This window comes from Amycolatopsis sp. NBC_00355, from assembly GCF_036104975.1.
Classification (GTDB): Bacteria; Actinomycetota; Actinomycetes; order Mycobacteriales; family Pseudonocardiaceae; genus Amycolatopsis.
This window is the reverse complement of sequence record NZ_CP107982.1, coordinates 1,552,030-1,573,985: the sequence shown is the minus strand read 5'-3', so window position 1 is coordinate 1,573,985 and position 21,956 is coordinate 1,552,030. Positions and strand designations below refer to the sequence as shown.

Annotated in this window: 17 protein-coding genes; 10 read left to right on the top strand and 7 right to left on the bottom strand. The window is 72.4% G+C overall.

Annotated elements, in window-relative coordinates; genetic code table 11:
• Nucleotides 1-73: 73 nt before the first annotated feature.
• Nucleotides 74-1,294 carry a 3-deoxy-7-phosphoheptulonate synthase gene (locus OHS18_RS06185; protein ID WP_328616275.1) on the bottom strand — a complete coding sequence of 407 codons (1,221 nt, stop codon included), beginning with the start codon at nucleotides 1,292-1,294 and terminating at the stop codon, nucleotides 74-76.
• Entirely contained in the window at nucleotides 1,291-2,328 is a 1,038-nt protein-coding gene (locus tag OHS18_RS06180; RefSeq protein ID WP_328616274.1) for a methyltransferase, read from the bottom strand. The genes OHS18_RS06185 and OHS18_RS06180 overlap by 4 nt, the downstream gene beginning before the upstream one ends.
• A gap of 162 nt (nucleotides 2,329-2,490) precedes the next feature.
• On the opposite strand from OHS18_RS06180, the gene OHS18_RS06175 reads away from it, so the two are divergent.
• Both OHS18_RS06175 and menD read left to right on the top strand, forming a co-directional pair.
• On the top strand, nucleotides 2,491-3,729 hold the full coding sequence (locus OHS18_RS06175) for an isochorismate synthase (RefSeq protein ID WP_328616273.1): 1,239 nt from the start codon (nucleotides 2,491-2,493) through the stop codon (nucleotides 3,727-3,729).
• Nucleotides 3,726-5,354, top strand: coding sequence for a 2-succinyl-5-enolpyruvyl-6-hydroxy-3-cyclohexene-1-carboxylic-acid synthase (gene menD, locus OHS18_RS06170; RefSeq protein WP_328616272.1), 1,629 nt, complete (start codon nucleotides 3,726-3,728; stop codon nucleotides 5,352-5,354). Before OHS18_RS06175 ends, menD begins: the two co-directional genes overlap by 4 nt.
• A gap of 43 nt (nucleotides 5,355-5,397) precedes the next feature.
• Here menD and menE read toward each other — a convergent pair whose 3' ends face one another.
• A complete protein-coding gene (menE, locus tag OHS18_RS06165) occupies nucleotides 5,398-6,531 on the bottom strand; it encodes an o-succinylbenzoate--CoA ligase (RefSeq protein ID WP_328618733.1) in 1,134 nt (377 codons plus the stop codon).
• 1 nt (nucleotide 6,532) lies between these two features.
• Nucleotides 6,533-7,456 carry a 1,4-dihydroxy-2-naphthoyl-CoA synthase gene (locus tag OHS18_RS06160; protein ID WP_328613543.1) on the bottom strand — a complete coding sequence of 308 codons (924 nt, stop codon included), beginning with the start codon at nucleotides 7,454-7,456 and terminating at the stop codon, nucleotides 6,533-6,535.
• Nucleotides 7,457-7,800: 344 nt separating this feature from the next.
• Here OHS18_RS06160 and OHS18_RS06155 point away from each other — a divergent pair, with 344 nt between their 5' ends.
• The 4 genes from OHS18_RS06155 to OHS18_RS06140 all read left to right on the top strand — a co-directional run bounded on the left by OHS18_RS06155 (nucleotide 7,801) and on the right by OHS18_RS06140 (nucleotide 12,173).
• Nucleotides 7,801-8,367 (top strand): hypothetical protein, encoded by a 567-nt coding sequence (locus OHS18_RS06155; protein ID WP_328616271.1) that lies wholly within the window; start codon nucleotides 7,801-7,803, stop codon nucleotides 8,365-8,367.
• A gap of 144 nt (nucleotides 8,368-8,511) precedes the next feature.
• Nucleotides 8,512-9,417: a hypothetical protein gene (locus OHS18_RS06150; protein WP_328616270.1), complete on the top strand. Its 906-nt coding sequence runs from the start codon at nucleotides 8,512-8,514 to the stop codon at nucleotides 9,415-9,417.
• A 40-nt stretch (nucleotides 9,418-9,457) separates the two neighbouring features.
• Nucleotides 9,458-10,786: a putative adhesin gene (locus OHS18_RS06145; protein WP_328616269.1), complete on the top strand. Its 1,329-nt coding sequence runs from the start codon at nucleotides 9,458-9,460 to the stop codon at nucleotides 10,784-10,786.
• 163 nt (nucleotides 10,787-10,949) lie between these two features.
• Nucleotides 10,950-12,173, top strand: coding sequence for a serine hydrolase domain-containing protein (locus OHS18_RS06140; RefSeq protein ID WP_328616268.1), 1,224 nt, complete (start codon nucleotides 10,950-10,952; stop codon nucleotides 12,171-12,173).
• A 143-nt stretch (nucleotides 12,174-12,316) separates the two neighbouring features.
• On the opposite strand, the gene OHS18_RS06135 is transcribed toward OHS18_RS06140, so the two are convergent.
• Both OHS18_RS06135 and OHS18_RS06130 read right to left on the bottom strand, forming a co-directional pair.
• Entirely contained in the window at nucleotides 12,317-14,644 is a 2,328-nt protein-coding gene (locus OHS18_RS06135; protein ID WP_328616267.1) for a xanthine dehydrogenase family protein molybdopterin-binding subunit, read from the bottom strand.
• Nucleotides 14,641-15,180, bottom strand: a complete 540-nt coding sequence (locus tag OHS18_RS06130; protein ID WP_328616266.1) for a (2Fe-2S)-binding protein — start codon at nucleotides 15,178-15,180, stop codon at nucleotides 14,641-14,643. The genes OHS18_RS06135 and OHS18_RS06130 overlap by 4 nt, the downstream gene beginning before the upstream one ends.
• Before the next feature lie 263 nt (nucleotides 15,181-15,443).
• Between OHS18_RS06130 and OHS18_RS06125 the strand changes: the two genes are divergently transcribed.
• A complete protein-coding gene (locus tag OHS18_RS06125) occupies nucleotides 15,444-16,763 on the top strand; it encodes a hypothetical protein (RefSeq protein ID WP_328616265.1) in 1,320 nt (439 codons plus the stop codon).
• A 19-nt stretch (nucleotides 16,764-16,782) separates the two neighbouring features.
• Here the strand turns inward: OHS18_RS06125 and OHS18_RS06120 are convergent, their stop codons facing one another.
• Entirely contained in the window at nucleotides 16,783-17,301 is a 519-nt protein-coding gene (locus tag OHS18_RS06120; RefSeq protein WP_328616264.1) for a hypothetical protein, read from the bottom strand.
• Between the two features lie 214 nt (nucleotides 17,302-17,515).
• Here OHS18_RS06120 and OHS18_RS06115 point away from each other — a divergent pair, with 214 nt between their 5' ends.
• The 3 genes from OHS18_RS06115 to OHS18_RS06105 all read left to right on the top strand — a co-directional run bounded on the left by OHS18_RS06115 (nucleotide 17,516) and on the right by OHS18_RS06105 (nucleotide 21,936).
• Nucleotides 17,516-18,688, top strand: a complete 1,173-nt coding sequence (locus OHS18_RS06115) for a hypothetical protein (protein ID WP_328616263.1) — start codon at nucleotides 17,516-17,518, stop codon at nucleotides 18,686-18,688.
• Nucleotides 18,689-18,805: 117 nt separating this feature from the next.
• Nucleotides 18,806-21,391, top strand: a complete 2,586-nt coding sequence (locus OHS18_RS06110; protein WP_328616262.1) for a hypothetical protein — start codon at nucleotides 18,806-18,808, stop codon at nucleotides 21,389-21,391.
• A complete protein-coding gene (locus OHS18_RS06105) occupies nucleotides 21,388-21,936 on the top strand; it encodes a DUF6292 family protein (RefSeq protein ID WP_328616261.1) in 549 nt (182 codons plus the stop codon). The genes OHS18_RS06110 and OHS18_RS06105 overlap by 4 nt, the downstream gene beginning before the upstream one ends.
• The last annotated feature ends 20 nt before the right edge of the window (nucleotides 21,937-21,956 follow it).

The window sequence follows — 21,956 nt, the reverse complement described above, 5'->3', positions numbered from 1 at the left end:
TATCGGGTGACCGGCCGGCGTCGACGACGACCAGCGAGCGGGTATCGCGGTCGGTTTGCCGGTCGAGGACGTTTCAGCGCAGCAGGAGCCGCCGCGTTTCGGCTACTACGAACTTCGCTTGCCGGGGGTTGAGGCGTGGGTCGCAGGTTGTCGTGTAACGGCGGGCGAGTCCTGCCGCGTCCGGGCCGCCGGGACCGCCGACGCACTCGGTCACCGGTTCGGTGGTGACTTCGAGGTGCAGGCCCGCCGCCGGGACGCCCATCTTGGTCAACGCGCCGACGAAGCCCGTGATCTCGCGAAGGAGGTCCGCGACGCGCCGGGTCTTGCGGCCTTGCGGTCCGGTGAAAGTGTTGCCGTGCATCGGATCGCACACCCAAGCCGGGACGTGCCCGGCGTTGCGCACGACGTCGGCCAGTGCGGGCAGTACCTCGGCCACCCGGTCCGCGCCGAATCGCCCGATCAGCAGGAGCCTTCCCGGCCGGCGATCCGGATCGAGCCGGGCGCAGACCTCGGCGAGCGTCGACGGACTCGTGCCGGCGGACACCTTGACCGCGACGGGGTTGCCGATGCCCGAGAGGTATCGCACGTGGCCGCCGGCCGGATCCGCGGTGCGGTAACCGACCCACGGCAGGTGGGTCCCCGTGTTCAGCCAGCTACCCCCGCGTTCCCGGGTCAGCGCCTCTTCGTACTGCAGGAGCAGCGCCTCGTGCGACGTGAAGACACTCGTGCGCGAGCCGGCTCGGCCCACGGCGTCCGCGCGCAGCAACGACATGGTCGCCGCCGCGTGGTGGTAGGCGCGGAGCAGCCGCCTCGGGTCGGGTGTGCGCGAGAGCCGGTCGGGCGCGACGTCGTTGACGATGTCCCCGCGGTAGCTGGCGATCTCCGTGACGCTGAACCCGCGGACCAGCAGCCGGGTCGTGGTGGACCTCGGCTTCGCGTACTGCCCGGCGATGCGTCCGATGACGACCGCCGGGCTCCGCTTCCCGGTGAGCTCGTCCCCGAGTTCCCGCAACTGGGCGACCCGGGCCGCCACGTCGGCCGCGCTGACGGCACTGAACCGTTCAGCGCACTCGCCGGCGTGGATGACGAGCGCGTCGCCGGCCGCGGCCTGAGCGATGCCGCGCGCCAAAGCGTCGATTTCGCCGGCTGTCACGAGATCGGGCGCGGCGTGGAGCTCGTCGATGATCGCCGGCAGCTCGTGTTCGTCCGGCCAGACGGGCTGCATCCCGGTGGGAGCCGACCGCCACGAGTCCGGCTGCCACTGAGCTGTTCCGTGTGTGATCACGCCGGTCATGCGCCCGGCCTTTCCGCGATCAGGACACGGTTCGCCGCGGGGGCGTCGAAGCTGGCGGTGTCGACGCCGGTGAAGCCGGCTTCGCCGAGCCAGGAGCCGAACTCCGTGGCGGTGTGGTTTCGTCCCATGGTTTCCACCAGCGTGTTCATCCCTTCCAAGGCGGCCTCCGGTGGGCCGGTCCGGTCGTCGGTCACGAAGAGATCGACGATGACGAGGCGGCCGCCCGGCGGCAACGCGGTGTAGCACTTCGCCAGGGTCAGCCGGCAGTCGGTCTCGCTCAGGTCGCGCAGTACCGAAGCCAGGAGGATCGTGTCGTGGCCCGGGGGAAGAGCCAGGTCGGCGGTCAGGTCGCCGGTCACCGTGGACAGCCGGTCGCCGTGCACCGTTTCCTCGGCGGCCGGGGAGAGCGAGCTCAGCAGGGGTGAGTGGTACACGGTCACCCGCAGCCGCTCGTGCCACCGGCAGAGTTCGGCGCCGTAACCCTCACCGCGGCCGCTGATGTCGAGCAGCCGGCGGGTGGTGGACAGGTCGACGACGAGAGCGAGCTTGCGTGCGGTCGCGGCGGCGAGTGACCGCAACCCGATCCGGACACTCTCGACGAACTGCGCGTCTTCCCCGTCGAACAGCGGTCCACTGCCACCGAGGTCCCAGCTGACGGGCCGGTTTCCGCGCAGCGCGTCCAGGACGCCCATCCAGGCCGGAAAGTTGCGTTGGTCGACGGCCTGCACCACGGAGCCGAGGTAGTTTTCGCTGTCACGCGCGAGGAATTGCCGGGCCACGTCGCTGTTGTGGTAGCGATCGTCCCGCTTCTCGAGCAATCCCAGGCTGGCACAGGCGGTCAGCAGTGCGTCGGCCGGTCGTCGCTGAAGCCCCAACGACTCTTCCAGCGTTTCCACGGTGGCTCCGGTACCGCCGGCGATGTGCGTGAAGAGGTCCAGATCGACCGCCACCGCCAGCGTCTTGGCCGCCCAGAAGCCCCGGATGATCCGGAGCAGCGGCTGCGGGTCGGGCGCGGCGTCCGCGATCTGGTGCATGGAGCCTCCTGGCCTGTCGAACTCGAACCCTGCCAGGACGACCGTGCGGCATGAGCCGTGTCCGGCAAGGCGGATCCGGGGCAGCTTCCCGTGCAGCTCGCGCGGGAGTCCCGGTTCCCTTACGGGCACGGAGTACGGCCGGCCGCCTCGTAGCTTTCACCTGTGACCATTTCGCAGCAGGCACAACCGACGAGCCGGTTGCTCGTCCGCTCGACGGAGACAGACCCGTGCGAGCTGCTCGAACTGTTGCCCGGTCCCGAGCGCACGCTGGCTTGGGTCCGTGGGGACACCGGTTTCGTGGGGTGGGGGGAAGCCGCACGGCTGGAGGTGCGCGGTCCGGCACGGTTCGAAGAGGCCGACTCGTGGTGGCGGAACTTCGTCGCCGGACTCGACATCGACGACGCGGTCGGGGTGCCGGGCAGCGGACCGGTGGCGTTCGTCAGCATGGCTTTCGCCGACCAGCCCGCGAAGTCACTGGTGATCGTCCCCGAAGTCGTGGTCGCCCGGCGCGGCGAGCGGGCCTGGATCACCACGATCGGGCAGCCGCCGCACGGCAACCGGGTGGTGCCGGTGCGCCGGCCGCGCGCCGTGCGCTACGCCGACGGGGACTTCCCCGCGGACGCCTACCGATCAGCCGTTCGCGACGCCGTGGGCCACATCCGCGCCGGGCGGCTGGACAAAGTGGTACTGGCGCATGATGTGCTGGCGATGGCCGAGGACGCGCTCGACGAGAGGTTCGTGCTCCGGCACCTGGCCGAGCACTACCCCCGGTGCTGGACCTATGCCGTCGACGGCCTCGTCGGGGCCACCCCCGAGCTGCTGATCCGGAAGACCGGGCTCCTCGTCGAATCGCGCGTGCTGGCCGGCACGGCTTGGCCCAGTGGTGACACGACCGGAGACGCGGTCGCGGCGGGGCTCCTGTTGTCGCCGAAAGACCGCCGTGAGCACGCTTTCGCCGCCGAGTCGCTGGTCGAGTCGTTGCGACCGCTCTGCACCGCGTTGTCCACCGAAGGCCCGCACGTCCTGCGGTTGCCGAACGTCCAGCACCTGGCCACCGACGTGCGCGCCGAGCTCGCGGAACCGACGTGGCTCCTGCGCGTCGTCGAGGCGGTTCACCCCACCGCGGCCGTCGGAGGTGTGCCGCGCGAGGAAGCGAGGCAGCTGATCGATCGGCTGGAGGGTATGGACCGCGGCAGGTACAGCGGTCCGGTGGGCTGGCTGGACGCCCGCGGTGACGGCGAGTGCGGTATCGCCTTGCGGTGCGCGCAGTTCGACGGCAGCACGGCCCGGCTCTTCGCCGGGTGCGGGATCGTCGAGACGTCCGATCCGGTGGGGGAGGCACGTGAGGCGAGCGCCAAGATGCGGCCCCTGCGAGATGCCATCGAGGGGGTGGTGACGTGAACTCCGCCCCACGGCCGTCGGCGGCCGCGAAGGCGCGGATCGTCGTCGACGAGCTGATCGCCAACGGGGTGACCCACGCCGTGCTGTGCCCGGGCTCCAGGAGCGCGCCGCTGGCTTTCGCGCTGCACCAGGCCGAGCGGGCGGGCCGGCTGAAACTGCACGTCCGGATCGACGAACGCAGCGCCGGCTTCCTCGCCGTCGGCCTCGCCAAGGCCACCGGCGCGCCCGTGCTCGTCGCGTGCACGTCCGGCACCGCCGTGGCGAACCTGCACCCCGCGGTGCTCGAAGCCGTCCACGGCCGGGTGCCGGTGATCGTCGTGACCGCGGACCGGCCGGTCGAACTGCTCCACGCCGGCGCCAGCCAGACCGTCAAGCAGCAGGGCATCCTCGGGATCGCGACGTTCGAAGTACCCCCCACGCGTCCCGGGCGCGAAGACGCGACCTGGCGATCGCTGATGTGCCGTGCGGCCGCGGTCGCCCGCGAAGCGCAGCCGGTGCACGTGAACGTGCCCTTCGAGGAGCCGCTGGTCCCCGAGGACGACTCTTGGCCGGCCTCTTCGCGTCCCGTGTGGACACGCACGGCCACTTCGACCCCGGTGCTGCGGCGCCCGGCCGGACTGCCCGGCCGGACACTGGTCGTGCTCGGCGACGACCGGCCGGAGCGGCTGGCGGCGGCCGCGTCGCTCGGGTGGCCGGTCGTGGCCGAGCCGATCGCCCCGGGCGGGCTGCGCGGCGGCTCGCTGCTGCTGGCCGGTCCGGTGCCCCCGGCGCTGCGCCCGGACGCGGTGGTCGTCGTCGGCCGGCCCACGCTGGCCCGGAGTGTGCGGCGGCTGCTCACCGAGGTTCCCTTCGTCCACGTGGTCGGCGATCCCGGTGCGTGGGCCGACACCGAGTTCGGCGCCTCCGTGGCGACGACCTGGCTGCCCGAAGGCGCGGTGGACCTCGAATGGAAGGAAGCCTGGCTCCGAGCGGCCCGCTACGCGGGCGGGGCGATCGACGACTTCCTGGCGGGGGAGCGGTGGCCGACCGGCTTGCACGTCGCGCGCGACCTGGTCGAAGCCCTGCCGCCCGAGGCGGCCTTGTTCGTGGGAGCGTCCAACGCCATCCGCGACGTCGACTTCGCGGCACCGCGCAGGAACGACGTCCGCGTGTACGCGAACCGGGGAGTGGCGGGCATCGACGGCAACACCTCGACGGCGGCGGGTGTGGCGATCGCGCACGGAGCCGCCTACGCGCTGGTGGGCGACGTGACGTTCCTGCACGACCTGAACGGGTTGTCGGTCGGTCACGGAGAACCGGCCCCGAACCTCACCATCGTGGTCCTGAACGACGACGGTGGCGGGATCTTTTCGTTGCTGGAGCAAGGTGCACCCCGGCACGCCGAGAGTTTCGAGCGGATCTTCGGCACGCCGCACGGTGCCGACCTCGCCGGTCTTTGCGCGGGCTACCGGGTCGGCCACGTGGTGGTCGAGAGCGCGGACGCCTTCAAAGCGGCTCTCACGCGGCCGAGCGGCCTCCGGGTCATCGAGGTCAGGGCCGGCCGCGAAGGCCTTCGTGACGTGCACGAGCGACTTCGCGCCGCCGTAGCGGCCGCGCTCGAGCGCCTGGCGGGGGCACCGGTGTGACCCGCGCGTCACCGGGCCGTCCGGGGCCGTCGCTGTCGTCGGTTCAGCGGCCGAAACCCGCCAGAAGTCGGGCCTTCACGGCAGCCCGGTCGATCTTTCCCGGCCCGCGCAGGGGCAGCTCAGCCGCGTATTCGAACCGTTTCGGGGTCGACGCCGCGCCCAGTTCGGCCCGCACCGCGGCACGCAGTTCGTCCGCGTCGCGCGGTTCACCGGCTGGGACGACCAACGCCACCACCGCCTCACCCCACTCGGCATCCGGCAGCCCGACGACACACGCCTCACGCACCCCTGGCTGGGTGGTCAGGCAGCGTTCGATCGCGTTGGCGGACACCTTCACCCCACCGGTGTTGATCATGTCGTCGGCGCGGCCGAGCACCTCGACCCGGCCGTCGGCGTGCCGGACCCCACGGTCGGACGTCGTGAACCAACCGTCTCGGAACGCCTCCGCCGTCAGGTCCGGCCGACGCCGGTAACCGTGCGCGAGAACGTCGCCGGCGATCCGGATCCGGTCCCCGTCGACGTCGACGCGGACCCCGTCGAGGGGGACGCCGTCGTAGACGCAGCCGCTGGCCGTTTCGCTCATCCCGTAGGCGGGCATGATCCGGACTCCGGCCTCGGCGGCGCGTTCGCGCAGCGCGGCCGACGTCGCTGCCGCGCCGAGGACGATCGCGTCGAAGGTTCGCGCCGCGGCCAGTCCGGCGCCGCCGTCGTCGAGCAGCCGGACCAGCTGGGTGGGGACGAGTGCGGTGTAGCGGGGGCCGCTCTTCAGCGTCGCTGCCGCGGTGGCGAAGGCGTCCGGCCGGAAGCCGTGGCCGGTCAGGAACGCCGGAGTCGTCGCGGCCAGCAGGGACCGGACCAGCACCTGCAGCCCGCCGATGTAGTGCGCCGGGGTGGCCAGCAGCCACTGCCCCGGCCCGCCGAGGCGGCGGTGGGTGGCCTCAGCGGACGCGATCAGCGCACGCGCCGACAACAGCACGCCCTTGGGTGCGCCCGTCGACCCCGACGTGGCGATGATCACGGCGGTGTCGGGTTCGGCGGGCTCGGCGGGTGTCATCGCGTCCCGCAACGCGGGGTCGGTGAAGGGCAGCACGGCGGGGCCGCCGCTCAGCGCGTCCGCGACGGCCTGGCGCAGCGTTGCCAGGGCCTCGGGGGAGCCGTCGAGGTGGAGGGGGCGCAGGTCAGTAGTAATAGGGGATGTCCTTGAAATCGGGGTCGCGTTTCTGCAGGAACGCGTCACGGCCTTCGACGGCCTCGTCCTGCATATAGGCCAGGCGGGTGGTCTCACCGGCGAACAGCTGCTGACCGACCATGCCGTCGTCGGTGAGGTTGAACGCGTACTTCAGCATCCGCTGGGCCGTCGGCGACTTGCCGGCGATCGTCCACGCCCAGTCCAAGGCTTCTTTCTCGAGGTCGGCGTGCGGGACCACGGCGTTCACCGCGCCCATCCGGTGCATCTGCTCGGCGGAGTACTCCCGGCCGAGGAAGAAGATCTCCCGGGCGAATTTCTGACCGACCATCTTCGCCAGGTAGGCCGAGCCGTAACCGCCGTCGAACGAGCCGACGTCGGCGTCGGTCTGCTTGAACTTCGCGTGCTCGGCCGAGGCGAGGGTGAGATCGCACACGACGTGCAGGGAGTGCCCGCCGCCCGCGGCCCAGCCCGGCACGACCGCGATGACCGGTTTCGGCAGGAACCGGATCAGCCGCTGGACCTCGAGGATGTGCAGCCGCCCGGCCCGGGCGGGGTCCACCGTGTCGGAGGTCTCGCCGCTGGCGTACTGATAGCCGGAGCGTCCGCGAATACGCTGGTCACCACCGGAGCAGAACGCCCACCCGCCGTCCTTGGGTGAGGGGCCGTTGCCGGTGAGCAGGACACAGCCGACGTCGGAGCTGAGCCGGGCGTGGTCGAGGGCCCGGTAGAGCTCGTCGACGGTGTGCGGGCGGAAGGCGTTGCGGACCTGCGGGCGGTCGAACGCGACCCGCACCACACGTTTGCCGCCACGGCTCTCAGCGGAGCGGTGGTAGGTGATGTCGGTGAAGGCGAAACCTTCGACCTCGGTCCACGCGGCCGGATCGAACAGCTCGGAAACTCGGGCGTCATCCACATCGGGGGGAATGGTCACGGTCGCGGCTCCGATTCACGGTGGGCTTTTCGCGAGCTGAGGCGACTTCGACCGTCCCGGTCGGGGGATGCGAGTCCGCTGCGCGATCAAGACCCAGTATGAGCTGATCGGCACCCCGGCAGGCAAGCCTGCCGGCGCAACCGCACGAGATGTTCCTTTCGGGGCAGCCGGTACCCGCCTCATGAGGCATGGTGGCGGCGGGTGCCGCGGCTGATCCCGGACCGGCTGCCGATGTGCCTGTCCCACTGCCCTTCCGTGCAGGGTGACGCGTTCTCGGCCCGGCAGACTGGCGGTATCCCGAAGAAACCGGACCCGAGGTGGGCACCATGGACCCCGATTACCTCCCGCTGCTGCACGCCGGTCCGAACGAGACCGAGGATGCGTTGCGGCGCTGGATCGCCGTACTGCTCCAGGCGTACCTCGAAGCCGGGGACCCGGCAGCCGTGCGGGAGCACGTCGCCCGGGTCCAGGCGGGCGAAACCACGGAGGCGCCGTTCGACGAAAGCGGGGTCGCCCGGTTCGGGGAACTGCCGGACGCCGAGCTCGCCGGCGGACTCGACGCCTTGGCCGGGCTGGCGGGCGATCCGTCGCAGGTCGCCGAACTGGTTGTGCTGTACGCGTTTCCGGCCTGGGACGGTGATGCCGGCCGGTTCCGCCGGTACGAGCCGGCCACGGGGGTGTGGGAGCAGAGCTGGGACGGCGCGGGGCCCTGGGAACCGTGGGGAATGCCCCGGGCGGAGGACGTGATCGCCGAAGTCACGGCCACCGTCGTGCAGCCCGCGCTCGACGAGCTCGCCGCCGCCGGGGACACGGACGGCTACACGCCGGAGGAGATCGCGGCCACCATGCACCTGGTGCTGGAGCGCGTGCTCCGCGAAACGATCAGTGGTTGACGCACGTCTGGAGCAAGGATGACCCACCAATCCCCACCGGGGCTCTTCGAAAAGATGTACGCGTCCGTAGCGCGCAAAATGCACAAGGCCGGTAAGGCCCTGCAGGACCTGAGGGTGATGCAAGGCCATCAACCTGACGTCGACGTGTCGCAACTGGTCGCCTCGGGGACGATCCCGCTGACCCAGTTCGACTCGGTCGGCTCGAGCAGCACGGGCGAGACCGGCGAAGAGAGCGTGGCGCAGGTCGTCGTGCCCGAGAAGCCCGAGAAGCCCGAGAAGCCCGAGAAGCCCGAGAAGGACGACGAGGCCAAGAAGGACAGGCGCAAGCAGAAGCTGATCGCGGAGTGGGACGAAAAAGCCGAGAAGCTCCGCAACGACAAAGAGCTGGCCACGTCGCGCGCCGGGTTCGACGAAGTGCGCATCAAGAAGATCGCCGACGGGTACCAGGCTCAGGTCGAGAAGGGTGAGGAGGAGCTGAAGAAGGCCATCGCGAACATCGACAGCGGTGACTACCAGCGCAGGAAGCGGGAAGACGCCGAGTCCGCCGCCCGGGCGCGAGCCACGAGGGCCGAACAGGAGCAGTACTGGGCGAGGGTGCGGAAGATCGTCTCGCGGATCGGCGAATCGGGCTGGCTGGCGATCGACGCGAAGCTGGAAAGCACCACTTCGGGCAGTACGGCGCGGGACATGAGCATCAGCTGGCAGTCCTCTGTGGAGGGTCAGATCTCCGCGAAGCTGTCCCCGGACTGGCTCCGGGAGACCCTGGGTCGCTCGGACCTCGCCGGCCTCGACTGGGACGACGAGACGACCGTCGCCTGGCTCTACGCCGGGCTCGACGACGTGATCAGCAAGGACGGGGCCGGCACGGGGGTCCGCAAACCCGCGCGCAACACGCTGTTCTTCAGCGACGACACGAGCGGCCCCGAAGTGCCGGGCGCCGAACGGCTGCAGGAGCGTCTCGCCAAGCAGTCCCGTGGCGAGGCGAAAGCCAACCCGGTCCAGGCCCGCCTCACCGCCGAGCGGATGAAGCGGGAAAAGGGCCTCAAGTGACGGTGACGGCCGCGCTCACCCCCGAGTGACTTGGAGAGACGTGGAAGCTTTCGTGGTGGGTCACGGCGGCCACTTCGGCACCGACACGTTCGTCCCGGTGGGACGGACGGTGAAGTTCTACGCCGAGTTCGACACCGCCCTGCTCGTGACCGCGAGCCTGCTCGGGCTGGCGAGCGGCGGTGCCACCGCGCGCCGGACGGTCGCGCACGACCCGCGGCGCGGGACCGACGACATCCGGAACTACGTGCTCACCCCCCACGTCGACGACACCGTGGCGCAGCACCTCGCCGCCCGGCCGCGCACCCCCGACGTGGTGGCGTTCTTCGTCGGCACCGGCGAATCGGCGGAGCCGGGCGTGCGGTGGCTGGCGCCGACGGCGGACGGCCTGCCGCTGTGCACCAGCCCGGTGGACTGCCGGGTGGCGTGGCCGAACCACGCCGCCGGGTGCCGCGGCCTGTTCGCCGCGGTGCCGGCGGAGTTCCCGGTCATCCACCTGCTGTGCTGCCGGGTCGACCACCTCACGTCCGGGACACCGCTGACGGTCGCCGTGGGCCACGAGCCGGAGGTCCGCTCGGATCGCGGCCGGCGGCCCGGTGCCGCGTTCCCCGCGGCCGACGGGCGCGTGGTCCCCGCGATCGTCACCAAGGCCCGGGACATCTCGCCCGTCGAGCTGGAGTCGCTGACCCCGCCGACGCAGGCCCAGCTCGTCACCGCCGTGCCCGACCGGCCGCCGGTCTGGGCGGGAATGCACGGCCTCGAGCCGGAGCAGCTGGCCCACGTGCGGGCCGCCGTGGCGTTTCACCCGGGCGAGGAGGCCCCTGCGGAACTCGGTGAGGCCTGGCGGCAGGAGGACTGGCGCAATGCCTTCTGGGCCTACTGCCACGCCGACGGGACGAGCGCGTCCGTCGGTGCCTACCTGCTGGCCTACGACGTCATCTCCGCGTGCCTCGACGATCCGGGCGAGAAGACGGTCCTGTCCGCGGACTGGCCCCGCCTGCTCGACCCGGGCCGCCACCCGAGTGCCGACGTCCCCGCCGACCGCTACGCCCTCCTCGAGGAACTCTCGGGGGAGCTGAGCAGGCTGCTGGTCCTGCGGGACGACACGCACGACGACGTGAGCGCGGTCGCGCGGTCGCTGGCCCCGGAGACGGCCGCGGCGTTCGGCGACCCGGAAGCCGATCCGGAGCTCTGGCTGGCCGCGTTCCGGGCCGGCGCACCGGCTCTGATCCACACCCGGCTGGCGGACCTGGTCGAGGGCCTGCGCGCCGAGGGCGAGCGGCTGGCCGCCGAGCTCGCGCCGTACTACGCGGACTTCGGCGCCCTGATCCACGCCGTCGTCGAACGTGACGCCGAGTCGTCGGACGAGTAGCCGGTCCGGAGCGGGAACGCGGCCGTGCGTGGGTTCCCGATCAGGCAGCGCCGCTGCCTGGCCGGATGCCTGCGCGGCCGCGGTCCCGGGAGCGCCGCCGGGACAGGCTGTGCAGACCCGGGCCGCGGACGGCGCGGCCGGTCGTGACCGAGAGGAAAGCCGGATGCGGATCCGAACCAAGGCGGCCGCGGTCGCCGTGCTGCTGCTCACGGCGGCCTGCACGGCGGAACCGGCGACGCCGCCCGCCCCTTCGCCGGTTTCGCCGGTGCTGCCGGTACCGCCGGTGCCGGCTTTCGCGGCCGACGTCCAGCCGAAGCTCACGGAGGCGATGGCGCGGCTGCAGTTGCCCGGCGCGATCGTCTACGTAGACCTTCCCGGCCGGGGGACCTGGCTGGCGGCGCTGGGCTCGGCGACCACGGACGGCCGCGTCCCGATGAGCGTCGACGACCACGTGCGCGTCGGCAGCGTCACGAAGAGCCTGACCGCCGAAGTCGTGCTGCAGCTGGCCGACCAGGGCAAGCTGGGCCTCGACGACCCGGTGGCGAAGTACCTGCCGCAGGTCCCGGGCGGCGACCGGATCACGCTCCGCTCCCTGCTGGCGATGACCGCGGGACTGTACAACTTCACCGAAGACGACTACTTCAACCGGCTGCAGGACGTGGACCCGGCCCGGGCCTGGAGTGTGGACCAAGCGCTCGCGACGGCGTTCGCCCACCCGCCCTACTTCGCGCCGGGCGCGGGGTTCCACTACTCCAACACGAACTACGAGGTCCTCGGGCTGGTCGCCGAGAAGGTGGGCGGGGCACCGCTGAACTCGCTCTACCGCGACCTCGTGTTCAGCAGGCTGGGCATGACGTCCAGCGTCCTGCCCGCCTACGACGACGGGACGATCCCGCAACCCCACCCGCGCGGCTACATGTACGGCACGAACCTCGAGAACAACGACGCCTACAACGCCGCGATCAGCGGGAACAAGGCCGCGGCGCAGCTGTCGGTGCCGGCCGGCGTCGCGCCCAAGGACGTCACGGACCTGCCGGTCGCCGGGCCGGCCAGCGGCGGCCTGATCTCGACCGTGCGCGACATGGCGATCTGGGCGAAGGCGCTCGGCACCGGGCAGCTGCTCAAGCCGGCCACCCAGACGGCGCGCACCGCCTTCGACCCGGCCGGCAGCTACGGCCTGGGCATGGAGAAGGCCGTGGGCGGGCTGATCGGCCACAACGGCGCGGTGCCCGGCTTCCAGACGTTCGTCGGCTACCAGCCGGCGACCGGCGCGAGCGTGGTCGTGGTGGCGAACCTCCTGCTGGCCCCGAACACCTACTTCGGCGCGGCCCTGCCGGCCGACTCCCTCGCCGGCGTCATCCAGCAGACCCTGCTCCCGGCAGGCTGACGGGGAACCACCTCGGCTCCGGCCCGTGTGGACGGTCCTGCCGACCTGCCTCGGTCTTGTCAGCCGAGGGGGTCGGCAGGATTTTTTCGGGTGCTCGCGCGGAAAGGCGGCCCCGGCCGGAGCCGGGACCGCCGTGTCAGCCGTCAGCCGTTCGCCGCGGGCAGCCGCAGGGGCAGGGTGCGCACCCGGGTGCCGGTCGCCGCGCGGACGGCGTTGGCGATCGCCCCGGGCATCGTCCCGAGGGTCGGCTCGCCCGCGCCGAACGCCGGCTTGTCGGGGTGACCGATCAGGATGATCTTGATCTCCCGCGGGATCTCGGTGAACCGGATCACGCGGTAGGCCTTGTCCGGGCGGGTGCTGTTTTCCTGCCACACCGTCGACGTCATCCGGTCCCCGGCGTAGGTGGCCTCTTCGTACAGCGTGCGGCTGACGCCCTGGATCACGTTGCCCTGGATCTGGTTGCGCAGCCCGTCGGGGTTGACGATCAGGCCGCAGTCGTGGGCCACGACGACGCGGTCGACCTTGACCGTGCCGGCCGCGTCCACCTGGACCTCGACCATGGTGGCGACGAAGGCACCCGTCGTCTCGTACCGCTGGAACGCCACCCCCGCGCCCACGCGCTCGGCCAGCGGGTTCCGGTGCCGGTCGTGCCAGGTCTGCCAGTCACCGCGCAGCGCCTGGCAGACGGCCTGCGCGCGGGCGGCGTCGCTCACCACCGCGTCGGTGTCGCCGGGTTTCGCGGCCAGGGCCTCGATCCGGAGGTCGAGCGGATCGCGCCCGGCCCGCTCGGCCAGCTCGTCGAAGAACGACTCGTTGGCGAAGCTGTTGCTGAAACCGCCCAGCGACCGCAGCGCGCTCGAGCGCGGCAGCGTGTAGACGACCGGCAGCTGGGGGGCCCGCGGGTCCGCCGCGGTGGTGACGAAGCTGCGGACCAGCTTGGCCGGGGTGTGCTGGGGGAAGCGGTAGTTCACCGGGTAGTTGCGGGTCGCCTGGTTCACCTGGGTGGACGGCGGCAGCAGGTCCGGCGCGTTGCCCGTCAGCTTGCCCGCGAGGACGGACCCGGCCGCCGTGCGGACCGGCCTGCTGTTGGCGGACGGCGTGTAGAGCTTGTGCTGCCAGGCGGTGATCTTGCCGTCGGCGACGACGCCGCACAGGTCGTGCGCCTGCGCCGGGGCCGCGGGTTCCCAGCCGAAGTCGTCCTGCCGGGTCCACTGGACCTTGACCGGCTTGACTGTGGCCTGGGAGAGCAGGGCCGCGTCGGCGGCGACGTCGTCCGAGCCGTCGTGGCCGTAGCAGCCCGACGCCTCCACGTAGAGCACCTGCACCACGGCCTCGGCCAGGCCGAGCAGAGCGGCCAGCACGCGGCGGAGCTCGAACACGTTCTGGGAGCTGCACCAGATCGTGGCCTGGATGCCCGTGCCGCGGTCCGGGGCCGCCCGGACGTCGGCGACCGCGCAGGCCGCCCCCATCGGGCCGTGGAGGTAGAACGGGGTGTAGTACTGCTGCCGGTAGCCCCCGTCGAAGACGGTGAGGTCGGTGACCTCGTTGCGCTCCAGGCTCTGCGCGTAGCTGTTGGCCGGGTCCCGCAGGGTCTGCGGCAGCGTCTCCGGCGGCCACAGGGCGGGCCCGGGCGTCCACGGCACGGTGAGCGCGGTGGACGCGCGGGCGGCGGCCCACTCGCTGCCGGCGACCACGCCGACGAAGTCGCCCTTGCGCACCAGCCGGGCCCCGCTCGGCACGCCGGTGATGACGGCGTCCGCGGCGAGGTGGGCGTTGCGGCCCGGCGGCCGCACGACCCGCCCGTGCTGCATCCCCTTGAGCCGCACGTCGCCCACGTACTCGAAGGTCGCGTCGAGCTTGCCCGGCAGGTCGACGCGCGGCACGCTGGTGCCGACCACGCGGTACTGCTCCGGCGGGACCAGCGGCGCCGCGACGTCGTTGGCGAGCACGGACTGCTCCAGCCCGGCGAGCTTGCCGTAGGTGATCGACTGCTGGGGCCGGGACCGCCGGAAGAACCGGCCGTCGCGCGCTTCGACGTCGTCGATCCCGACGTGGAAGTGGACCGCCGCCCGGCGGCGGAGCTCGGCGAACGCGGTGGCGGCGGCGCGCCGCAGTTCGGGGCCGCCGTTCTGCAGGGTCTTCGAGCCGAAGGTGCCGGCCTGCTCGGCACCGAGGCGGGTGTCGCCTTGCACCCACCGCACGTCGGCGACCGTGAGCCGCAGTTCCTCGGCGACGACCTGGGCCAGCGACGTCCGCACGCCGGTGCCCAGCTCGACCTTGCCGCTGTAGACGGTGATGGCGTCGCCGTCGAGGACGAGCCAGGACGCGGTCGTCGCCGGGGTGTCCGAGACGCGGACCGCGCCCCGGGGAGACGCGCCGGCCGCGGGCGGGGCGGTGGCACCGAGTGCGAAGCCGACGGCGATGACGCCGACCCCGGACAGGAACTGGCGGCGGCTGGGTGCGGTGGTCATCGGACCAGGTCCTCGGCGGCGGACCGGATGGCGGCGACGATGCGGGTATGGGTCCCGCACCGGCACAGGTAGTTCTGCGGCCCGGTGGCCGAGGCACCGGAGAGGAACTGCTCGACCTCGTCTTCCGAGGGCACCGCCCGGTTGCCGGCGGCCAGCCGGGCCTCGAGCCAGCCGAGGGCGCCCATGACCATGCCGTTGAGGCAGAACCCGCACTGCCCGGCCTGCAGCGCGACGAACGCCCGCTGCAGCGGGTGCGGGCGGTTCCCGCGCCCCTGCAGGCCGTCGAGCGTGCGGACCTCGGCCTGGTCGGCCACGGCGTGCACCTGGCGCACACACGATCTCGTGATCGCGCCGTCGACCAGCACCGTGCAGGCGCCGCACTGCGCGATGCCGCAGCCGAACTTGGGCCCGCGCACCCCGAGGGTGTCGCGGAGCCAGTACAGCAGCGGCTCGGACTGTTCTTCGGTGCCCGTGCCGGTGGACTGGTAGTCCGCCCGGACCGGGTGCCCGTTGAGCTTGATCTTGCGTTCCGCCATGTCCGCGCACCTCGAGGTCGTCCGGATGAACGGTTGTCAGCCTGGCGGCCGTCGTCGCGGCGGCGGCCGCCGCGACGGGCAGCGTCACGGGCAACAACCGGCGGGCCGTCCCGAGCCCGGTGTTGCCCTCGGGGGAACGGCCGGTCCGACGTCGCCGGAGACCGCGCCGGTGGCCGATTGTCGGGCCGATCGGCGGCAGTCACCGGGCCGGTCGGCCCCTACCCTTCCTGAATCAGATTCATGTTCGGGTCGAGGAGGGCGCTGTGATCGTTCGTGCCGTGGTCGGAGCCGTGCTGCAGGCGGCGGTGGTGCTGTCGGGCACCGCACCCGCGAACGCGCTGTCGGTCCCGCTCGCCGACTGGATGGGCGCCCTGCCCGGCATCGAGAACACCCCCTTGGCCGAGCTGCCGCTGCCCGGCACGCACGACTCGGCGACGGCGGATCTGAGCGCGGCGTCGGAGTGGTCGGCGGCCGGGCGCGCCGACTTCGGCGACGCCGCGCTCGCCTTCCTCCCCAAGTCCGCCGCCGCGGCGTGGTCCCGGGCCCAGCCGACGTCCGTCGGCCGCCAGCTCGAGGACGGCAACCGGTACCTGGACCTGCGGCTGAGCACCGAGCCCGACGGACACGTCTACCTCGAGCACGGCCTGCGGGGCCGGCCCGTCCGGCAGGTGCTCGACGAGGTGGGCGCGTTCGCCCACAGCCATCCGCGGGAAGTCGTCGTCCTGGGGCTCAACCGCTTCACCGCGTTCACCGACGCGTCCTACGGCGAACTCGAAAATGCCGTCACGGCCACGGTGGGCGACCGGCTCGTGCCGTCTTCGGTGAGCCCGCGGGCGACCCTGCGGCAGTTGTGGGACCTCGGGCGCAACGTCGTGCTCGTCGACCAGTCCGGCCGGCTGGCGAACCTGGGGGCCCTCGACGCGAGCGCGGTGTACGCGCCGTGGCCGAACACCGCGGACGCCGCCGTCATGCTCGACGCGGCCCGGAAGGACCTGCTCGGCCACGACCACAGCCGGTTCTTCGACTGGGGGGCGATCCTGACGCCGTCCGCGAGCGCGATCGTCGGCGGCGCCTTCCGCGGGGTCACGTCCCTGGCGGACTTCACCGTGCGGGACGCTCACCCGCCCGCCGCCGCCTGGCTCAGCGGCCTGGCGCCCGGGCGGAACCTGAACATCGTCACCACCGACTGGTACACCGATCCGGTGTGCGGCACGAGCTTCACCCGGCTGGTGCTGTCCCGGGTGGACGGTACCGATCCGCGCACCGCCCCGTGCGACGTCCGGTCCACGGGGTCCGGCACCCGGTGGGACGGCGGCGACTGGAGCGTGCACACCTGGGTCGACCTCACGTGGGACGCGCTCCCGGCGGCGACGGGCTACCAGGTCTCCCTGCGGCCGGTGCCCGGTGGCGGCTGCCAGGTGGGCACCACGGAAACCACGTCGGCCGCCGCCGCGCACCTCGACCGGCAGAACGTCGCCTGGGCGGAGTACCTCTGCGTGGGCAGCCAGTACGACGTGACCGTGCGAGCCGTGGTCGCCGGCGGCTGGCAGCCGTGGTCGGCCGCCCGGCGGATCCGCCTCTGAGGTCCTCGCCGAGCCGCCGTCACTCGTCTTCGACGAGCTCGAAGAGCGCGAGCAGCAGGAGCGGGTGGAAGTCCGCGGACACCCCCTGGAGCTCGACGCCGGCGAACGAGACCGAAGTCGTGTCGCCCGCGGCCAGCGCCGACCGGTTGCGGTCGGCGACGACGTTCTCGGGGACGGCGCAGACCAGCTGCACGGAGTGCTCGTCCAGGACGAAGGAGACCCCGCCCCAGTCGCCGTGCGACCCGACCGCGGCGCCGGTCGCGACGTGCTGCGGGGCGAGGTCCAGCACGTCCTGCCACAGGACCGTCGCCGACACCTGGTCGACCTCGTTCGCGAGCAGGGTCATCAGCGAGCCGAACGTCGGGAAGCCCGGGATCGCGGTCCACCGGCCGTTGGCGTGGAACGACACCGGCCATTGGTGGGGGTCACCACCGTCCGCGCCGTCCGCGCCGTCTCTGGCCGGCTCGTCGTCCGGCCGGGCCTCCTGCACGGTGTCCCAGTCCGACCAGGGATCGTCCGGGTTCTCGCTGCTGGTCATGCACGTCCTCCCGCCGGTTTTGCCGATGGGTGAACGGTATTCACCCCCCGGCGGCCGGGACCGCGCCGAACGCGCAGCCGAAGGGGCAGGGACCCCGGGGTTCCCGGACGGGCAGCTTCGGTGCACCGACAGGGGTGCCGTGTGGGCAGCGCCCCCGCGGCGCCGCGGGAGCAGGCTGACCCCTGTCCCCGGCCCACGACCGGCAAGGAGAGCCATGTTCGTCATCCTCGGGCACGGCGAATCGGACGGCGAGTGCTTCATCGAAGAAGGCACCCGCGTCCACCGCTACTCGGCCACCGTCGACCGGCTGCTGGCGGGCGAGCTGCAACTGGTGCTCTACAACGACCTCGGGCGCGGCCCGGACAGCCTGCTCCGGCTCTTCCCGGCGCGGACGATCGAGGAGTGGTCGGCCGACGAGCCGGACCGGATGATCGGCAACACCGCCTTCACGTCGCTCGATTCCGCGGAGCTGGCCGGCCTGGTCGCCATGCGGGACGAACCACCGGCCGCCGCCGACGGCGTCCACGTCGTCGGCTGGGCCGGGAGCCACGTCCTGCCCGGCACGGCGCTCTGCTCGGCTCCCGGCACGTGCGTGCCGCCCCACCACACCTGCCAGGGCGTCTTCGCGTCGCTGAACGGCGAGACCGACCTCCACCTGCTTTCCTGCGACGCCTCGGGTGACGTCGAGGAGTTCGAGGACGAGGGCTCGGACGGCGAGGCCGACGAAGGGCAGTGGCTGCTGCCGTGGGAGACCGTCGACGACGACTTCGCGGACGGCACCGACCTCGGTTCCCTGCTGCAGGAATGGGTCGACCACTACAAGAACGCCGACCACGCGGCGTGGCAGCAGCTCACCGCCACCACCACCAGTGCGCAGGCGCAACGGTTCCACGCCCTGCTGATGGAGCGGCCGGAGTTCGCGGAGTGGTCCTACCGGCACGCGCTGACCGACCTCGTCACGCGGTCGGGTGCGCTGTCGCCGGGCACGTTGTTCATGTGGGCCACCGACACGGCGGACGCCGTCGGGTACCTCTGGGAGACCGGCAACTTCCCCGAGTACTTCGTCCGCGGTGCACTCGAAACGCTCCGGGAACCCGGCGGCCGGCAGATCGTGGGGGCCCGGATCCACGATCTCGACGACGAGATCCGGACGTACTGCACGCAGCACAGCGCGGAACTGGGGTACGCGGTCGGCGACCGCCTGTGCCGGACCTGGTCCGCGGACCGGGTGTACGACTGGGCGAAGCACCCCGGGAACGCCTGGCTCGTCGACGCCGTCGCCGCGGACTGCCCCGACCTGGTCGTCAAGGTGCGGGCGGAACTGGCCCGGCTCGGCGCCTCGCCGGACGGGTTCCCGCCGGGGCTGCGAAAACTGCTGGCCGGGTGAGGAAAGGCCGCGCTGCCCGCGGCCCTGCGCGTTGGGGCACCGCCCGCCTCCGGCGGCGCCGGAGACTGGTGGACGCCGGACCACGCACGCCGGCGAACGAGCGGAAAGCGGGAACCCATGTCGGAGATGTCGGGCGTCGGCGGAGCTTTCGGCTGGCTCCCCGCCGAAGTCACCACTGAGCAACTGGTCACCCTCAGCTCGGGCCGCGGCCGCAACGTCCCCCGGACCCTCGGGAGCCTGAATCCCACGGACGGGACGGGGGCGATCGTCTACAACCTCTTCGCGCGCTGGGTCGCCGTCAAGTTCTCCGAGCTCGGCTCCGACGTCGACCACGGCTGGGAGGCCTACGAGGACGCCCTCGGCTGGCTGGGGGCGAACCCCCGCTACGAGCACGGCCGGCCGGCCGTGCCGCACGAGCTCGTGGAGCCGCGCCGCCGGCTGAGCGAGTGGTACGAGGAGAAGTTCCTGGGTGACCTCGCCGACGTGCTGCGGGCGGCCACGAAGGACCGCACGGGGTTCGAGGAGAAGAAGTTCCGCGCGAGCGTCCACCAGCGGGCGTCGGCGCAGGAGCGGTCCCTGCGGGAGATGGCCGCCCGGGTCGACGAAAGCCACCCGGAGCTGACGACCACGATCGGGACGCTGCGGCAGGCCGTCCACGCCTTCGAGCCGGTCGGCGGGTTCGCCGGGAAGGACAAGCTCTTCGAGCTCACGGACCAGGCCTACACGGTCCTGCTCACCGCACGCGCCCGGCTGAAGGCCGCCGCGGCGAAGGAGGATCCCGGCGACGAGGGCGGGGCCTTCGGCGCGCCGGCGAACGCCGTCCTGCGCGAAGCGCGGAACTACGCGCTGCAGTACGAAAACACGGTGGTCGCGCTCAAGAACCTCTTCGACGAGCTCGACAAGTGGATCGCGACCCGGACCGATGCCTACGTCGACAAGAACTTCGACACGCTGTACCCGCAGACCCGGGGGATCGTCCTGACGATCAAGACCGCCGCCACCGGGCTCGGCGTCGTCTCCGGGATCCTCGCCGCCACCGGCGCCGCGCTGCCCGTGGCCACGGCCGTCGGGGTCCTCGCCGGGATCACCGGCGGTGCCGGCTTGGCGCTCGACAAGGTCAACCGCTGGGCGCGGAAACGATCTGACCGCGGCGACACCACGACCCGCGTCAACGCGCTCACGGCGGGCCGCGCCCGGACCGACGAAGAGCTCGCCGTGGCCGCGGCCGGAATCGGGGAAAAGCCGTTGACGGTGGGCAAAGTCGGCGGCACGGTGCTGGAGAAGGGCGCGTCGGTGCTCAACCACGTGGCGCACTCCGGGGCGGTCAGCGCGGCGGGGCACATCGCGTCGGGTGTCGCCCACGCGACGGGCGGGATCACCGCCGTCGTCGGGGTGGGTACCACGATCCTGGACTGGCGCAGTTACGCCGCGGCGCAGGAGCTGAGCCTCCGCCAGGTGGTGTCCTCGGCGCAGGCGCAGCGGGCCGAACAGCTCGTGCGGATGGTCGCCGACGCGGTCCAGGCCCGCAAGAACGGCGTCCGGCTGGCGAACGCCGAGGTGCTCGCGATCGCCCGGAACGGGATCACCCTGAAGGCCGAGAACGGCGTGGAGCTGTTCATCGACGAGAGCGGCGGCTTCCGGCGGCTCGAGACCCTGGACCTGATCCGGACGAAGGTGCGGCGGCACACGACCCTCGGCACCGGCCGGCTCACCTACATCCTCGACTGGGAACGCTCGGTGTGGCGCGAGCCGGCGGACGACGACCACGTCGCCGAAGTGCAGGTGCCGGCGACCCGGTCGGGCGACGGTGTCGACGTCGACCTGGTCCTCGGGGTCACGTCCGAAGCGGAGCTCACCCCCCGGTCGATCTCCGCGGGCAAGACCGTGTCGCTGCGGAACCTGCGCACGGCGTTCCTCGAGCGGGTCGAGGAGGACCACCTCGAAGGCATCCCCCGGGGCAGCCTCGAATACAGCGTTGTCTCGGCGGCCTGCTACGCCTGGGACACCGACTCCGGCCAGGTCGGCGACCTCCCGCCGGAGGCGAAGCCGATCCGGAAGGGACGCTGGTTCGGCTACCCGCTGGCCGCCGTCGCGTCCACGAGCATCCTCGAGCCGGAAAAGGGGAAGCTCGCCTACATCCGGGGCTGGGCCTGGATGAACGTGAACACGGGGGAGGCCACGGTGCAGTACGCCGAGCCCCCGGTCCTGTTCCCCGACGACCCGCCGGAGCTGACCACCGGTGGTTTCGACGGAGCGGACGCGGTCCCGGCCGGCTTCACCCTTCCTTCGGTGGCCGCCATCTTCGAGGCGCTGCTCGCCGATTTCGACGACCGCCACGGCGGCGGGGTCCGGGCGACCGCCGGTTCCGACGACCTGTTCGTCCTGCGCAGCCGGGAGTCCACCGCGTGCGGCGTCTGGGACGGCGTGGACAAAGCCGCGGTGGACCACTTGCGCGGGGACGAGATCCCGACCTACGACGAGACGTCCGGCACCTGGACGTTGTACTACGCCCTTCCCGTGGTGGGCATCGCCGGTGCCGTGCCCGGCTACGCCCTCGGCTGTTTCACGCTGGACGAGCGGGCCGGGACGTCGGAGTGGAGCCTGGACCCGGACACGCCGGTGGTCCTCGACGCCGGCTTCACGGCCGAGATCCACACCGACCGGCCACTCGACGCGCACGTGATCGAGGAGTACCAGGGTTGAGCACCGCGACGGGATGCCCGGAGCCCCGGTGGAAGGCCCGGGGGCGGCGCCCCCCGGGCGGCGGACGCGTCCTGGACGCCACGGCCGCGCGCGTCGACCTGCGGCAGGGAGCCGCCCTCTGCTTCGCGGCCCGGTTCCGCGCTTACCTGGGACGGGTGGTCCGGGAGATCGGCGCCGACCCGGAGTCGTGCGCCTTCGAGATCGACGTCCCCGCCGCGGCCTACGTCGCGCTCGACCGCAGGCTGGACCGGTTTCCCGGGTACGACCTCGCGCTGACCTGGTCGGAGGTGCACGGCTGGGCGGTGGCGCTGGAACACGACACCGGCCTCGACATCACGGTCCTGGCCTACCTGGGCGGTCCCCGTGTGCTGCCCGCCCCCGAGGTGGTGGCCGCGTTCCTCGACGCCGTCCACACCGATGCCGACGTCGGCCAGCTGCCCCCGCCGAGCTTCCGCGCCGCCGGGCGGCACGGGGAACTGGCGGCACGGCTGCCCCGCGCGGCTTGGCCTCGCCGCGACGCCGGCTCGCACCGGGATCCCGCGTGACCGCGCGGCGTGGCCACCGC